This is a genomic window from Candidatus Pelagibacter sp., assembly GCF_052049995.1.
Taxonomy (GTDB): domain Bacteria; phylum Pseudomonadota; class Alphaproteobacteria; order Pelagibacterales; family Pelagibacteraceae; genus Pelagibacter.
In genome coordinates this window covers 92,541-108,891 of sequence record NZ_JBNGYX010000002.1, presented here as the reverse complement: position 1 = coordinate 108,891, position 16,351 = coordinate 92,541, and the positions used below count along the sequence as shown (strand labels likewise).

15 protein-coding genes are annotated in these 16,351 nt (G+C 32.1%); all 15 read left to right on the top strand.

From position 1 onward, the window contains the following. The first annotated feature begins 3 nt into the window (after positions 1–3). Genes leuC through sucC form a run of 15 tightly spaced genes read left to right on the top strand, consistent with a single transcriptional unit; the run spans position 4 to position 16,351 of the window. Positions 4–1,407 carry a 3-isopropylmalate dehydratase large subunit gene (gene leuC / locus ACTT9Y_RS02830; protein ID WP_440932917.1) on the top strand — a complete coding sequence of 468 codons (1,404 nt, stop codon included), beginning with the start codon at positions 4–6 and terminating at the stop codon, positions 1,405–1,407. Continuing rightward, complete coding sequence (leuD, locus tag ACTT9Y_RS02825) at positions 1,408–2,013, top strand: 3-isopropylmalate dehydratase small subunit (RefSeq protein ID WP_440932916.1); 606 nt, start codon at positions 1,408–1,410, stop codon at positions 2,011–2,013. Continuing rightward, on the top strand, positions 2,006–3,112 hold the full coding sequence (gene leuB / locus ACTT9Y_RS02820) for a 3-isopropylmalate dehydrogenase (protein WP_440932915.1): 1,107 nt from the start codon (positions 2,006–2,008) through the stop codon (positions 3,110–3,112). The genes leuD and leuB overlap by 8 nt, the downstream gene beginning before the upstream one ends. 26 nt (positions 3,113–3,138) lie before the next feature. Continuing rightward, entirely contained in the window at positions 3,139–4,902 is a 1,764-nt protein-coding gene (locus ACTT9Y_RS02815; protein ID WP_440932914.1) for an acyl-CoA dehydrogenase family protein, read from the top strand. Continuing rightward, on the top strand, positions 4,902–6,518 hold the full coding sequence (locus tag ACTT9Y_RS02810) for a long-chain-fatty-acid--CoA ligase (RefSeq protein WP_440932913.1): 1,617 nt from the start codon (positions 4,902–4,904) through the stop codon (positions 6,516–6,518). The genes ACTT9Y_RS02815 and ACTT9Y_RS02810 overlap by 1 nt, the downstream gene beginning before the upstream one ends. A 7-nt stretch (positions 6,519–6,525) precedes the next feature. Continuing rightward, entirely contained in the window at positions 6,526–7,302 is a 777-nt protein-coding gene (locus ACTT9Y_RS02805) for an alpha/beta fold hydrolase (protein WP_440932912.1), read from the top strand. Next, on the top strand, positions 7,299–8,408 hold the full coding sequence (locus tag ACTT9Y_RS02800; RefSeq protein ID WP_440932911.1) for a dimethylsulfoniopropionate demethylase: 1,110 nt from the start codon (positions 7,299–7,301) through the stop codon (positions 8,406–8,408). The genes ACTT9Y_RS02805 and ACTT9Y_RS02800 overlap by 4 nt, the downstream gene beginning before the upstream one ends. A gap of 15 nt (positions 8,409–8,423) precedes the next feature. Next, on the top strand, positions 8,424–9,419 hold the full coding sequence (locus tag ACTT9Y_RS02795; protein ID WP_440932910.1) for an aspartate-semialdehyde dehydrogenase: 996 nt from the start codon (positions 8,424–8,426) through the stop codon (positions 9,417–9,419). Between the two features lie 3 nt (positions 9,420–9,422). Further along, the gene (sdhC, locus tag ACTT9Y_RS02790; protein WP_440932909.1) at positions 9,423–9,803 is read left to right on the top strand and encodes a succinate dehydrogenase, cytochrome b556 subunit; all 381 of its coding nucleotides are present in this window, start codon (positions 9,423–9,425) and stop codon (positions 9,801–9,803) included. Next, positions 9,803–10,132 (top strand): succinate dehydrogenase, hydrophobic membrane anchor protein, encoded by a 330-nt coding sequence (gene sdhD / locus ACTT9Y_RS02785; RefSeq protein WP_075484699.1) that lies wholly within the window; start codon positions 9,803–9,805, stop codon positions 10,130–10,132. Before sdhC ends, sdhD begins: the two co-directional genes overlap by 1 nt. Further along, entirely contained in the window at positions 10,129–11,904 is a 1,776-nt protein-coding gene (gene sdhA / locus ACTT9Y_RS02780) for a succinate dehydrogenase flavoprotein subunit (RefSeq protein WP_440932908.1), read from the top strand. Before sdhD ends, sdhA begins: the two co-directional genes overlap by 4 nt. After that, positions 11,904–12,683 (top strand): succinate dehydrogenase iron-sulfur subunit, encoded by a 780-nt coding sequence (locus tag ACTT9Y_RS02775; protein ID WP_440932907.1) that lies wholly within the window; start codon positions 11,904–11,906, stop codon positions 12,681–12,683. The genes sdhA and ACTT9Y_RS02775 overlap by 1 nt, the downstream gene beginning before the upstream one ends. 39 nt (positions 12,684–12,722) lie before the next feature. Further along, positions 12,723–14,216, top strand: a complete 1,494-nt coding sequence (locus ACTT9Y_RS02770) for a CoA-acylating methylmalonate-semialdehyde dehydrogenase (RefSeq protein ID WP_440932906.1) — start codon at positions 12,723–12,725, stop codon at positions 14,214–14,216. A 9-nt stretch (positions 14,217–14,225) separates the two neighbouring features. Then, positions 14,226–15,188: a malate dehydrogenase gene (gene mdh / locus ACTT9Y_RS02765; protein ID WP_440932905.1), complete on the top strand. Its 963-nt coding sequence runs from the start codon at positions 14,226–14,228 to the stop codon at positions 15,186–15,188. A gap of 2 nt (positions 15,189–15,190) precedes the next feature. Beyond that, positions 15,191–16,351, top strand: a complete 1,161-nt coding sequence (gene sucC / locus ACTT9Y_RS02760; RefSeq protein ID WP_440932904.1) for an ADP-forming succinate--CoA ligase subunit beta — start codon at positions 15,191–15,193, stop codon at positions 16,349–16,351.

Genomic DNA, 16,351 nt, shown 5'->3' with positions numbered 1-16,351 from the left:
TCAATGTCTACAACATTATACGATAAAATTTGGAATGATCATCTAGTTGACCAACAAGATGATGGCACATCTTTACTTTTTGTAGATAGACATTTAATTCATGAGGTGACAAGCCCCCAAGCTTTTGAAGGATTAAGAAATTCTAACAGAAAAGTTAGACATCCAAATTTAACTTTAGCAGTTGCAGATCATAATGTTCCAACAACCGACAGATCAAAAGGTATTTCAGATGAAGAGTCAAAAATTCAAGTAGATACTTTAGAGGCAAATTGTAAAGAATTCGGTGTTCAGTTATTTGGTATGGATGATAAGAGGCAAGGTATCGTTCATATTATTGGACCAGAGCAAGGTTTTACTCAACCAGGTACAGTTATTGTTTGTGGAGATAGTCATACCGCAACGCATGGAGCATTTGGTGCTTTAGCATTTGGAATAGGAACTTCTGAGGTTGAGCATGTGTTAGCTACTCAAACATTAGTTCAAAAGAAGGCTAATAATTTTAGGATTAATGTAAATGGTGAACTTCCTCTAGGGGTTACCTCTAAAGATGTAATACTTCAAATAATTGGAAAAATTGGTACTGCTGGTGGAACTGGATGTGTTGTGGAATATGCTGGAGATTTAATTAGATCTTTGACAGTCGAGCAAAGAATGACAATCTGTAATATGACAATTGAAGGTGGTGCAAGAGCAGGATTAATTGCACCTGATGAAAAAATTTTTGAATATTTAAAAGGGAAACCAATGTCTCCAAAAGATGAAAATTGGGAGAAAGCTGTAAATTATTGGCAAACTTTAAAAACAGATACTGGTGCAAGTTTTGATAAAGAAATTAGTTTAAATGCAGATGAAATTTTACCTATGATTACATGGGGCACATCACCTCAAGATGTGATTACAATTGATGGAAAAGTTCCTAATCCTGACAATGAGACGGATCAAGATAAAAAGAACTCAATTGAAAGAGCTCTTAACTATATGGGTTTAAAGCCTAACATGGCAGCTACAGATATAAAAATAGATAAGGTATTTATTGGTAGTTGTACTAATGGCAGAATTGAAGATTTAAGAGAAGCAGCAAAAATTTTAAAAAATAAAAAAATTTGCTCTCATGTAAATGCTATCGTAGTTCCAGGCTCTGGTTTAGTTAAAGAGCAAGCAGAGCAAGAAGGATTAGATAAAATTTTTGTTAGCTCAGGTTTCGAATGGAGAGAACCTGGTTGTTCCATGTGTTTAGCGATGAATGCAGATAAATTAAAACCTGAAGAAAGATGTGCCTCTACATCAAATAGGAATTTTGAAGGTAGACAAGGACGAGGTGGAAGAACACATTTAGTTAGTCCTGGAATGGCAGCTGCTGCCGCTATATCAGGTAATCTTGATGATGTAAGAAAGTATCAAAATTAAATGCAAAAATTTAATAAATTGAAGAGTATTCCGGCTTATCTTCCAATAGTTAATATTGATACGGATATGATAATTCCAAAACAATTTCTTAAAACAATAAAAAGAACGGGACTTGGAAAAAATTTATTTTTTGAAATGAGATATGACGATAAAGGAAAAGAGATCAATGATTTTGTGTTAAACAATGATCCTTACAAACAGTCAAAAATTTTAATTGCAGGAAAAAATTTTGGGTGTGGATCATCAAGAGAACATGCTCCTTGGGCACTACTAGATTTTGGTATTACTTGTGTGATAAGCTCAAGTTATGCAGATATTTTTTATAGCAATTGTTTTAAAAATGGAATTTTACCTATAATCCTTGAAGAAGAAAAAATAAAAGAGCTTTCTGAGTATGCAAATAGAAAAGAAGAAATTTATATTGATTTAAATGAAGAAAAAATAGTCTATGGAAATAATGAGCTTAAGTTTGAGATTGATCCGTTTAAAAAAAAATGTTTGCTTGAGGGACTTGATGATATTGCTTTATCATTAAAAAAATCAGAAAAAATAGAAAAATTTGAAAACAATCTAAAAAACGAAAAACCTTGGGTGTTTAATGATTAAAGTAAAAAAAAGAAAAATATTATTATTACCTGGTGATGGTATTGGTCCAGAAGTAATTGCTGAAGTAAAAAAAATTATAAATTGGTTTAATGATAAAAAATCATTAGATTTTGAAATAGATCAAGAGCTTGTAGGTGGTTGTTCTTATGACAAACATGGCACTCCAATTACTGATGAGGTATTTTATAAAGCTTTAGAGAGTGAGGTAATTATGTTAGGAGCGGTAGGTGGCCCTACATGGGACGGTTTAGAATTTTCAAAAAAACCTGAAAGAGCTTTATTAAAACTTAGAAAGGAATTAAAATTATTTGCAAATTTAAGACCTGCAATTTGTTTTGAACAGTTAGTCAGTGCGTCAACACTTAAACCAGAAGTAGTTTCAGGTTTAGATATAATGATAGTAAGAGAGTTAACAGGTGGCATATATTTTGGTGAACCTAGAGGAATAAAGCCAATTGAAAATGGCGAAAGAAAAGGAATTAATACTCATACATATACAACTAGTGAAATAACAAGAGTAGCTAGAGTTGCTTTTGATTTAGCAAGAAAAAGATCTAACAAAGTTACATCATGCGAAAAGTCAAACGTGATGGAGGCTGGACAATTGTGGAAGGAAGAGGTTCAAGAGCTACATAATAAAGAATATAAAGATGTAGAATTAAGTCATATGTTAGCAGACAACTGTGCAATGCAGCTATTAAGAAACCCAAAACAGTTTGATGTAATTGTAACTGATAATTTATTTGGGGATATGCTGTCTGATCAAGCTTCGATGTTAACTGGATCTTTAGGTCTTTTGCCTTCAGCTTCTTTGGGTGCAAAAAATAAAAATGGTGAGATGAGAGCAATGTATGAGCCAATACATGGATCAGCTCCTGATATAGCTGGGCAAGGTATTGCAAATCCAATTGCTTCTATTTTAAGTTTTGCTATGGCTTTAAGGTACTCATTAGATCTTGATAAAGAAGCAGATGTTTTAGAAAAGGCAGTTCAAGATGTTCTAAATAATGGTTTAAGAACAAAAGATATAATGTCAGATGGTATGAAAGAAACGTCTACTTCAGCAATGGGTGATGCGATAATTTCAAAATTGCAATAAAACTAGAATTATTTTAAGGTTTAAATATGCCAAGTTATACAGCTCCAGTAAAAGACATGATGTTTCTCTTTGAAAAATTAAGAGACAATAAAAATTATAATGAACTTGAAAAATATAATGAAGTTAGTTCAGATCTAGTGAAAGATATTTTAGAGGAAGCAGCCAAGATAAATCAAAATTTAATTTTACCTCTTGCTAAATCAGGAGATGAAAATCCAGCAGTTTTAGAAAATGGTGTTGTCAGAACACCCCCAGGCTACAAAGAAGCGTATCAAAAGTATATTGAGGATGGTTGGACTTCATTGTCTTGTGATCCAAAATATGGAGGTCAAGGAATGCCAAAAACAGTAAGTGCGTTTTTTGATGAAATGCTATCTTCAGCAAGCTTATCATTTAAATTATATAGTGAACTAAGTATTGGTGCTTATAATTGTATTAATCATCATGCTTCTGATGAAATTAAAAATAAATATTTACCAAAGATTGTAGAAGGTAAGTGGAGTGGTACAATGTGTTTAACAGAACCAGTCTGTGGTACCGACCTTGGCTTGTTAAAAACTAAAGCAATTAAACAATCAGACAATACTTATAAAATCAGTGGTCAAAAAATATTCATAACTTCAGGGGACCATGATTTAACCGAAAATATTATTCACTTAGTTTTGGCAAGATCACCAGACTCTCCATCTGGTACTAAGGGAATTAGTTTATTTTTAGTTCCAAAATATATTGTGAACCAGGATGGTAGTATTGGTCCAAGAAATGGAATTTCAACTGGATCAATTGAGAGTAAGATGGGTATTAAAGGTTCAGCAACTTGTGTTTTAAATTTTGATGATGCAACTGGTTACATGATTGGTAACAAAGATAAAGGTCTTAGTGCAATGTTCACAATGATGAATTTAGAGCGAATAGTTGTAGGCATTCAAGGTTTAGGTATTTCTGAAATTGCTTATCAAAATTCACTTTCTTACGCAAAAGAAAGAAAGCAAGGAAAAACAAATAATTCAAAATCTAATAACGGTGCAGATTTTATAATTGATCATGCAGACATTAGAAGAACTTTACTTAATATGAAATCAATAATTGAGGGTGAAAGAGCATTATGTTTTTGGCTTTCTCAACAAACAGAAGTAAGTCTTTATCATCCAGACGAAAAAATTAAACAAGCTGCTTTAGATTACGTTTCATTAATGACGCCTGTGGTTAAATCACTTTTTACAGATTTAGCTATGGAAATTACTAGCGATGCAATGCAGATACATGGAGGATACGGATATACTAAAGACCAAGGTATTGAGCAATTATATCGAGATAATCGTATTACTCCAATTTATGAAGGAACAAATTCCGTACAGGCTGCAGATTTAGTATTTAGAAAATTATCTAACAAAAAAGGCGATGTTATAAATAAGTTTTTAGAAATGATTAAATCTGAATGTGAGAGCAAAAATGAAAAAGTAAAAACATTTTCTAAAGAATTAAACCATTATTTAGATATTTTATCCAAATTCACAGATTGGATAAATGATAAAAATAAAATTGAAAAGGATGATGTTAGTGCTGCAGCAAATGATTATTTAAAAAGCTTAGGTTATGTTTCAATTGCTTATGCTTGGATTAAAATTTTAGAGGTTAGTTTTAATGATTTTAATTCAAATAAAGAATTTTATAGTGATAAAATAAATACAGCTAAATTTTATTTTGATAAGGTATTACCTCGGGCTGAGTATCATTACAAATCAGCAATCTCAGGAAGCTCAAATATAATGAATTTTAAGTTTAATTAATGAGCCATTACGATACAAATTTAGATAAAAATAAAGCAAATCACGTACCCCTCACTCCCTTAACTTTTTTAAAAAGAGCAAAAGAAATTTACCCAAATTATGAGGCTATAATTTATGAAGAAAGAAATTATACCTGGGCTGAAGTTTATAAAAGAGTTGTAAAATTTGCTAGTGCATTGACAAAAATAGGTATTAAAAAAGGTGACACAGTTTCATTCTTAGCTTTCAATACACCAGAGATTTTTGAAGCACACTACTCTGTACCTATGACTGGTGCAGTTCTTAATACTATAAATATAAGATTAGATGCTAAAACAATTTCCTATATTTTAGATCATAGCGAAGCAAAAGTGTTAGTTGTGGATAGACAACTTCATGGAGAAGTAAAAAAAGCATTAAAAAATCTTAATAAAAAAATAACTATTATTGACATAAACGATAAATATGCTGACCAATCAAAATTGGAAAAAATTGGTGATTTAGAATATGAAAGTTTTTTAAATACAGGTGATGAAAATTATCAATGGCAAATGCCCGAAGATGAGTGGCAAGCTATATCACTAAGTTATACATCAGGTACTACAGGAAATCCCAAAGGTGTTGTCTATCATCATAGGGGAGCATATTTAATGTCTACAGGAAGCTCAGTTGCTTGGAATATGCCAAATAGATTAAATTTTTTAACAGTTGTTCCAATGTTCCACTGCAATGGCTGGTGTTATCCATGGACTGTACCGATGCTAAACGGAAGAACAATATGTTTAAGAAATATAGATATTAAAAAAATTTTTGAACTTATTGATAAATATGAAATCACTCATTTTGGTGGTGCTCCAATAGTATTGAATATGATTACTGGAGCACCAGAAAGTGAAAAGAAAAAATTAAAACAAAAAGTTTATGTTTTAACTGCTGGTGCTCCTCCACCAAGTATAATTTTTAAAAAAATGAGAGCTCTTGGATTTGAAGTAATGCATGTATATGGTTTAACAGAAACTTATGGTCATGTAACTCAGTGTGCCTGGAATGATGAATGGAATAATTTTGATGAAGAAAAACAAAACGAGATTAAAGCAAGACAAGGTGTGAAGTACCCTAATACGGAAGGTGTAGTTGTTTTAGACCCTGAGACAATGAAAGAGGTTCCTAGAGATGGAAAGACAATTGGTGAAATCATGATTAGAGGAAATGTCGTAATGAAGGGATATTTCAAAGATAAAGAGGCTACTGAAAAAGCCATGAAAGATGGTTGGTTTCACAGTGGTGATTTAGCTGTAATGCATTCTGATGGCTATATTAAAATACAAGATAGATCAAAAGATATAATTATTTCTGGAGGAGAAAATATTTCTTCAATTGAAATTGAAAATACTTTATCCAAACACCCATCCGTTTCGATTGCAGCAGTTGTAGCAAAACCAGACGAAAAATGGGGTGAGGTGCCATGTGCATTTATCGAAGCAGTTAAAGACAAACCAGTTAGCGAGAAAGAATTAATTGATTTTTGTAAAGAAACTTTAGCGGGATTTAAAGTTCCCAAGAAAGTTGTCTTCTGTGAGTTGCCAAAAACTTCGACAGGAAAAATACAAAAGTTTGAATTAAGAAAACAAGTTTAGGTAATTTTTGAATTTTCAATTGGAAAATAAAAATATTTATGCTTCTGATGCAGGACAGGGTATTGATAAAAATAAAGAAACAATAGTATTTCTTCACGGAAGTGGTCTTTCGCATATTGTTTGGTCTCTAACTGAACAGTTTTTTTTAAATAATAATTTTAACGTATTATCTATAGATTTACCTGGGCACGGTAATTCAGATGGCCCCTGCTTAGATAGTATTGAAAAAATAGCTGATTGGCTAGAACAAGTGTTTATAAAATTAAATTTAAAACAACTAATTATTGTCGGGCACTCCCAAGGATGTTTAGAGATACTTGAATATGCATCTAAGTATAAAAAAAGATTAAAAAAATTAGTTTTTATTGGTGGTTCAAATAGAATGCCAGTTCATCCAGATCTAATAGATTTAGCAAAAAATGGAGATACTGATGCTGTTAAATTGATGATGAAGTGGGGTTATGAAGGTTCAAAAAAATTTATAGGAGGTAATCCAGTGGAAAAAATAATACAGTCACCAAGAGATATTAGAGAAATATTAGCAGTCGATTTAATTGCATGTAATAATTATACTAATGGTTCTGATGCTGCTAGATCAATAGACTGTCCCTCTTTGTTGATATTTGGATCATTAGACAAGATGGTAAATCTAGAGTCAGGTAAAAAGTTTTCTAGTTTCATTAAAAATTCAACAACACATATAATTGAGGGTTGTGGTCATATGATTATGATTGAAAAAGCATTCGAAATGAGAGACAAGGTTTTAGAATTTTTAAAAAAATGAAAAGTTTTTCAATTGCAAAATCGAGAAGACTGAGAGGCACTCCTTATACCTCTAGAATAGAAAAACAAGGGGTTACGGCTTATACAATTTATAATCATATGTTGCTTCCCGCAGCGTTTGGTTCAATTGAGGACTCATACCATCACTTAAAACAGTATGTTCAAATTTGGGATGTAGCTGCTGAAAGACAGGTGGAAATTTCTGGTAAAGACTCAGCGAAGTTAGTTCAGTTGATGACTTGTAGAGATTTATCTAAATCGAAAGATGGAAGATGTTATTATTGTCCAATAATTGATGATAACGCAGGCCTGATTAATGATCCAGTTGTACTTAGATTGAATGAAAATAAATGGTGGGTTTCTCTTGCTGACTCAGATGTAATATTATTTGCAAAAGGGTTAGCTATTGGAAATAAATTTGACGTAAAGATTTTTGAACCTGATGTTGATATAATGGCTATACAAGGTCCAAAATCATTTGAATTAATGGAAAAAGTTTTTGGAGATAAGATAGTTAATTTAAAATTCTTTGGTTTTGATTATTTTGAATTTGGTGGTGATAAACATTTAATTGCAAGATCTGGTTGGTCTAAACAAGGTGGCTATGAAATTTATGTTGAGCATAATGTTTCTGGATTAAAATTATATGATCATCTTTTTGAAATTGGAAAAGAATTAAATATCAAACCAGGTTGTCCAAATTTAATAGAGCGTATTGAAAGTGGATTATTATCGTATGGAAATGATATCGATAATGGAGATAATCCATATGAATGTGGATTTGATAAATATATTAACATAGACAGCGAAGTTAATTTTTTAGGCAAAGAGAAATTAAAAAAAATTAAATCTGAAGGAATTAAAAAAAAATTAATGGGAGTAATGCTTGATATAGATAAAATAAGTATTACGGGATCATTAGAATTAAGTGATCAAAAGAATAATATAATTGGAGAATTGAGATCAGCTTGCTATTCACCACATTTTAAAAAAGTTATTGGTATTGCTATGATGAAAAAACCTCACTGGAACGTTGATCAGGATATAAAAGCTAAGATAAATGGTGAAATTTGTGTGGGTAAAGTTTGCGATTTACCTTTTATTTAGTATAAAACTCTAAATATGAACATAGCTATAGTAGGTGCAACAGGTAATGTGGGTAGAAAGACTCTTGAAGTTTTTGATAAAAAAAACTTCAAGTTTGATAATCTTTATTTAGTTGCCTCAGAAAAAAGTGCAGGAAAAAAAATCTCTTTTAGAGATAAAGAGTATGTTATTGAAAATTTAGAGACATATGATTTTTCAAAAGCAGATATAACTTTTTTTGCGGCAGGAGGAAAGATTGCTGAAAAATTTGCAGAGAAGGCTGCCAAGCACACAATTGTAATAGATAATTCAAGTTTTTTTAGGATGGATCCTGATGTTCCATTGATTGTTCCACAAGTTAATGCGACGGAAATTAAAAATATGAAAAAAAATATTATTGCTAATCCAAATTGTTCTACAGCACAACTTGTTATAGCACTTAAACCACTACATAATTTATTTAAAATTAAAAGAGTTGTAGTTTCAACTTACCAATCTGTTTCAGGTGGTGGCAAAAGTCCAATGGACGAATTAATTGATCAAACTAAAAAATATTTAGATGGAAAAAAAATAGAGTCAAAAAATTTTACTAAACAAATTGCTTTTAATGTTATTCCACATATCGATGTTTTTGCTGATGATGGATATACAAAAGAAGAATTAAAAATGACAAATGAAACAAAAAAAATCTTAGATGATTCAATTGAACTTACAGCTACATGTGTGAGAATTCCTGTTTTAGTATCTCATTCGGAGTCTGTAAATATAGAATTTGAAAAACCATATACTTTAGAAAAAGTGAAAGATGTTTTAAGTAAAGCAGATGGTTGTGAGGTTATCGATAGAAGAGAAAATGGAGGTTATAGCACACCATTTGAAGCAGCAGGAAGTGATGAGACATTTATATCTAGAATTAGGGAAGACAAAACAAAAAAAAATTCATTAAATTTGTGGATTGTATCAGACAACCTTCTGAGAGGTGCTGCACTTAATTCAGTTGAAATTGCTGAAACAGTTATTAATTCAAAATAAAATATGGAAAACAGACCTTTATCACCACACATACAGATATATAAATGGCATATTTCTTCGTTAGTATCTATTTCACATAGAATTACAGGAATAATAAATTTTTTTGCAATTACTCTAATTTGTATTTGGTTTGCATTAATGTTTCTAGGAGAAAGTAATTATCAAATTATAAAAATTTTTTTAGAAACCTTTTTAGGTAAATTTATTTTAATTGGAATAACCTGGTCATTTAGTTTTCAAATGTTAAGTGAAATAAGACACTTAATTATGGATTTGGGCTATGGATTTGAATTACAAACAACAAGAATTACAGGTTTGCTAGTTATTTTTGGCTCGATTATTTTAACTATCTTAATTTATATAATTGGCAGAGGATTAATATAATGCTGCCAGTAACAAAAAAATGGTTATTCTTAAAAATTAGTTCTGCAATCTTATTACCTTTAATGCTTTGGTTTATTATAAACTTAGTGAATATTTATGATAAAAGTTATTTGGAAATAGTGAATTTTTTAACAACACAACCATCTAAATTCTTAATTGGGTTATTTTTAGTTATTGCTTATTTTTTTTCAGCTTTAACTATAAGTGAGGTTTTTGAAGACTATATTAACGATAAAAAAATCAAAAATGCCGCAAACAAAGTCCTAAATTTTTTTGCTATAACAATCCCAGTAATTACAATAATTGTAATTTTAAACTTAAATACATGAAAGCATATAATATTATAGACCATGAGTACGATGTTGTTGTACTTGGTGCAGGTGGATCAGGTTTAAGAGCAGCAGTAGGGCTTAGCGAGGCTGGCTTAAAAACAGCATGTATCTCAAAAGTATTTCCTACCAGAAGTCATACATCAGCTGCACAAGGTGGAATATCAGCAGCACTAGGAAACATGGGGGAAGATGATTGGAGATGGCACATGTATGACACTGTCAAAGGTGCAGATTGGTTAGGCGATCAAGATAGTATTGAATATCTATGTAAAGAAGCACCTAAAGCAGTTTTAGAATTAGAGAAATATGGAGTTCCATTTAGCAGAACTGATGAGGGAAAAATTTATCAAAGACCATTTGGTGGAATGACGAAAAATTATGGGAACGGAATAGTTCAAAGAACTTGTGCAGCAGCTGATAGAACAGGACATGCTATTTTACACACATTATATGGACAAGCTTTAAAGCATAATACAGAATTTTTTATAGAATATTTTGCATTAGATTTGTTGATGAAGAATGGAGAATGCAAAGGTTTAATTGCTTGGAATTTGAATGATGGCACAATTCACAGATTCAGAGCGCACACAGTAATTATTGCTACAGGTGGTTATGGAAAAGTTTATTATTCAGCAACATCAGCACATACTTGCACTGGTGATGGTAATGCAATGGTTTTAAGAGCTGGATTGCCGCTTCAGGATATGGAGTTTGTTCAATTTCACCCAACAGGAATTTATGGCCACGGTACATTAATAACAGAGGGTGCCCGAGGAGAAGGGGGGTATCTTACAAATTCTAAAGGTGAAAGATTTATGGAAAGGTATGCTCCAAATGCAAAAGATTTAGCATCAAGAGACGTTGTTAGCAGATCTATGTCTATAGAGATTAATGAGGGAAGAGGTGTTGGAAAAGATCAAGATCATGTTCACTTAAATCTAAGTCACTTGGACAAAGAAGTTATTGAAAGCAGGCTTCCTGGAATTACTGATGCAGCAAGATTATTTGCAAATGTAGATGTAACTAAAGAACCAATTCCTGTTGTACCAACAGTTCATTATAACATGGGTGGTATTCCAACAAACTATAAAGCAGAAGTATTAACTGTAAACGGCTCAGAAAAAACTGTTCCAGGTCTAATGGCTATAGGAGAAGCGGCATGTGTCTCTGTTCACGGAGCAAATAGACTTGGTTCTAATTCTTTAATTGATTTAGTAGTATTTGGAAGAGCAGCAGCAAAAAGAGCAGCTGAATTAGTCAAGCCAGGAACACCTCATGAGGAAATTCCTGAGTCAGAAACACAAAAATGTTTAGATAGATTTGATAAACTTAGAAATGCACAAGGACATAATAGTACTGCAGAACTAAGACTTTCAATGCAAAAAACGATGCAGTCGAAATGTGCAGTTTTCAGAACAGAAAAAAATCTTAAAGAAGGTGTTGATGAGATTAAAAAAACTTATGATGGCATGGACTCAATTTCAGTTAAAGATAGATCTTTAGTATTTAATACTGATTTAGTTGAAACACTAGAATTTGATAATTTAATAAGACAAGCAGTAACTACTGTAGAGTCTGCATATCATAGAAAAGAGAGCAGAGGTGCTCACGCTAGAGATGACTATCCAAAAAGAGATGACGAAAAGTTTATGCAACATACTCTTGCTTGGTGTGATGGGAAAAATATAAAGATAAGTTACAGAGAGGTACACAAATCAACTTTAACAAACGAAGTTCAATATTTTCCACCACAAGAGCGAGTATATTAATGGCTCAGTTAAGCTTACCTAAAAATTCAGAGGTTAAAAAAGGCAAATATTTTAAAGACAAAACTGGATCTAAAAATTTAAGAAAGATCAATATTTATAGATGGGATCCATCGACAGAAGAAAATCCCAGAATTGATACATACGAAGTTGATATGGATAATTGTCCATCTAAGGTGCTGGATATTTTAAATAAAATTAAAAACGAAATTGATCCGACATTGGCCTATAGAAGGTCTTGTGCTCATGGTGTTTGTGGCTCTTGTGCTATGAATATGGGAGGAAAAAATGGATTGGCTTGTACAACTCCACATGCAGAGATAGATGGTGACATCGATATTTATCCTCTACCTCATTTAAAAGTTAAAAGAGATTTGATCGGCGATTTAGATGGCTTATATAAACAATATCAATCTATTGAACCTTGGTTAAAAAATAACTCAACAAAACAGTCAACAGAAATTTATCAGTCTAAAGAAGATAGAGCAAAACTTGATGGCGCTTATGAATGCATTATGTGTGCCTGTTGTTCTACATCTTGCCCAAGTTATTGGTGGAATGGAGATAAATATTTAGGTCCTGCAGTTCTGCTACAGGCCTATAGATGGATTATTGATAGTAGAGATGAAGAGAGAAAAGCTAGATTAAAAAAAGTTTCAGATGAATTGAAATTATATAGATGCCATACAATATTAAATTGTACAAATGCATGTCCTAAGGGCTTGAATCCAGCAAAAGCTATAGCTGAAATAAAAAAAATGTTAGCAACAGCTAATGTTTAAATAGACTATTCGATATTTTTGATCTAAAACACCGTATTCATGAAATTAATAGAACACTTCGTAAACGGTAAAATAATTCCGGGATCTTCAGATAAAAAAGGGAAAGTTTTTAATCCAGCAACTGGTGAACAAGAGTCAGAGGTAAGACTTGCTTCAAGATCTGATTTAGATAGTGCTGTTGAGGTAGCAAAAAAAGCATTTGAAACTTGGTCTTTAAAACCTGCTCTACAAAGAGCTAGAATAATATTTAAATTTAAAGAATTAATTGAAAAAAATTCTGATGAATTAACGAAGTTAATAGTTTCAGAACATGGAAAAGTTTATGAAGATGCAAGAGGCTCTTTAACTAGAGGACTTGAGGTGGTAGAATTTGCTTGTGGAATACCACATTTATTAAAAGGTGAGTTTTCAGAAAATGTTGGTACCAATGTTGATAGTTGGTCAATTAGACAACCATTAGGAGTTGTTGCAGGTATCACACCTTTCAATTTTCCTGCCATGGTACCAATGTGGATGTTTCCAATAGCAATAGCTTGTGGAAATACTTTTATTCTTAAACCATCAGAAAAGGACCCTTCTTGCGCAATAAGATTAGCAGAATTACTTTCTGAGGCGGGTCTTCCAGAGGGTGTATTTAACGTAATAAATGGAGATAAAGAAGCTGTTGATGCAATTTTGGAAAACAAAGATATCAAAGCTGTTAGTTTCGTAGGATCTACTCCTATTGCAAAATATATTTATGAAAATTCAGCTAAAAATGAAAAAAGAGTTCAAGCTTTGGGTGGAGCAAAAAACCATTTAGTTGTTATGCCAGATTGTGATTTAGATGGTGCAGTAAATGGTTTGATGGGTGCTGCTTATGGTTCAGCTGGAGAAAGATGTATGGCTCAATCAGTTGCGGTTGCGGTTGGAGATATTGGTGATGAACTTGTATCAAGATTATCAAAAAAAGCTGAAGCTTTAAAAGTTGGTCCTGGAATGGATAAAGCATCAGAAATGGGACCTTTAGTTACAAAAGAACATTTAGAAAAAGTTACAAGTTACGTTGATTTAGGTGTCAAGGAAGGCGCAAAGCTAGTGGTTGATGGAAGGGGTTTAAAACTTCAGGGTTATGAAAATGGTTTCTATATAGGTGGATGCTTGTTTGATCATGTAAATAAAGATATGAGAATTTACAAAGAGGAAATATTCGGTCCAGTCTTATCAGTTGTTCGAGTAAAAACTTTTGAAGAAGCTGCAAAATTAATTAACGACCATGAGTACGGAAATGGAGTTAGTATTTATACAAGAGACGGTGATGCAGGTAGAACTTTTGCAAGTAAAATTCAAGTAGGTATGGTTGGTATTAACGTGCCGATCCCAGTGCCAATGGCATTTCATAGTTTCGGTGGTTGGAAAAGATCATTATTTGGAGATAGTGGAATGCATGGTATGGAAGGAATAAAATTTTATACTAAACTTAAAACAGTAACATCCAGATGGCCTTCAGGTGTCCGATCAAATGCGGAATTTGTTATGCCAACAATGAAATAAAGGAAATAAATGACAAAAATATCTTTAATTGGTGCAGGCCAAATAGGCGGAACTCTTGCACATTTAATAGGAACAAAAGAATTAGTAAATGAAGTAGTTTTATTTGACGTAGCTAGTGGTATTGCAAAAGGAAAAGCATTAGATATTGCACAATCTTCATCTGTAGATGGTTTCAATGTTAGGTTTTCAGGAACTGATAACTATGAGGATATAAAAGATTCAGATGTAATTATAATTACAGCAGGTGTTCCAAGAAAACCTGGAATGAGCCGAGACGATCTTCTTGGAATTAATTTAAAAATTATTAAACAAGTTGCTGAGGGGGTAAAGAAAAATGCTCCTAACGCTTTTGTGATCTGTATCACCAATCCTTTAGACGTTATGGTTATGGCATTTCAAAAATTTTCAGGTTTGCCCTCAAATAAAGTTGTTGGTATGGCAGGTATTTTAGATAGTTCGAGATTTAAATTATTTTTATCATTAGAACTTAATGTGCCAGTAAGAGAAATTGAGGCAATGGTTATGGGTGGTCATGGTGACACCATGGTTCCTATGCCAAGATTTACAAAAATTTCAGGTAAACCATTGTTAGATCTTGTAAAGGATGGAAAGATTTCTTCAGAAAGAGTTGAGGAAATTAATCAAAGAACACGAGATGGTGGTGCGGAAATAGTTAAATATTTAGAAAAAGGATCAGCCTTTTATGCGCCAGCAGCTTCAGGTGTTCAAATGGCAGAAGCATATTTAAATGATCAGAAAAAATTATTACCCTGCGCTGTACAATTAAATGGAGAATATGGTGTGAAAAATGTTTATGCAGGTGTTCCTGTTGTCATTGGAAAAGATGGTGTAGAAAAAATTGAAGAGATTAATTTAGATGAAAAAGAAAAAAAAGAATTTATGCATTCAATAGATGCTGTAAAAGCTTTATGGGAAGCTGCATCTAAAATAGATCCTGATTTATCTAAATAATAATGAATATTCACGAGCATCAAGCTAAACAAATATTAAAAAAATATGGAGCTGTAGTTCCCGAAGGAGTATTTGCGCTTAATGTTGATGAACTTATTCAAAAAGCAAAAGCACTCAAAACTGAGAAATATGTGCTTAAAGCACAAATTCATGCTGGAGGTAGAGGAAAAGCTGGCGGTGTAAAAATTTTAAACTCTATTGAGGAACTAACGGTAGCAGCTAAAGAATTACTTGGAAAAACACTAGTTACTCATCAAACTGGCCCTGAAGGTAGAGAGGTAAAAAGATTATACGTAGAAGAATCATCAAATATAGATAAAGAATTTTACTTATCGTGCCTGGTTGATAGGGCAAGTTCTAAAATTGCATTTATATCAAGTGACCAAGGAGGGATGGATATTGAGGAAGTTGCAAGCAGTTCACCTGAAAAAATTATCACTACAAAAGTTGATATGGGTGATGAAATTTCTGATACAGATTGTGAAAAAATAATTAATATTTTTAATTTAAATGAAGACGTAAAAAAACAAGCAATAACATTAATTAAATCAATATATAAAATGTTTGTAGGTACTGACGCAAACATGGTTGAAGTAAATCCATTAATTTTGACAAAAGAGGAAAAAATTGTTTGTTTAGATGCAAAAGTTAATTTCGACTCTAACGCTTTATTCAGGCATCCAGAAATTATTGAATTAAGAGATTTAAATGAGGAAGATCCTACCGAGATAGAAGCTAGCAAGCATGATCTTGCATATATTAAGCTAGATGGAAGCATTGGCTGTATGGTGAATGGGGCAGGATTAGCAATGGCAACAATGGATATAATTAAATTGTATGGTAAAGAACCAGCAAATTTTTTAGATGTAGGCGGTGGTGCATCCAAAGAAAAAGTATCTGCTGCATTAAAGATAATTCTCTCAGATAAAAATGTTAAAGGTATTTTAATTAATATTTTTGGAGGAATAATGAGATGTGATGTCCTTGCCCAAGGAGTAGTTGATGCAGCTAAGGAAATAAATATAAGTGTACCTTTAGTTGTAAGATTAGCAGGTACAAATTTCAAGGAAGGAAAAGAAATTCTTGATAATTCTGGATTAAAATTAATTTCTGCAGAAAATTTAGATGATGCTGCTAAGAAAATTGTTGAGGCAATAAAATAA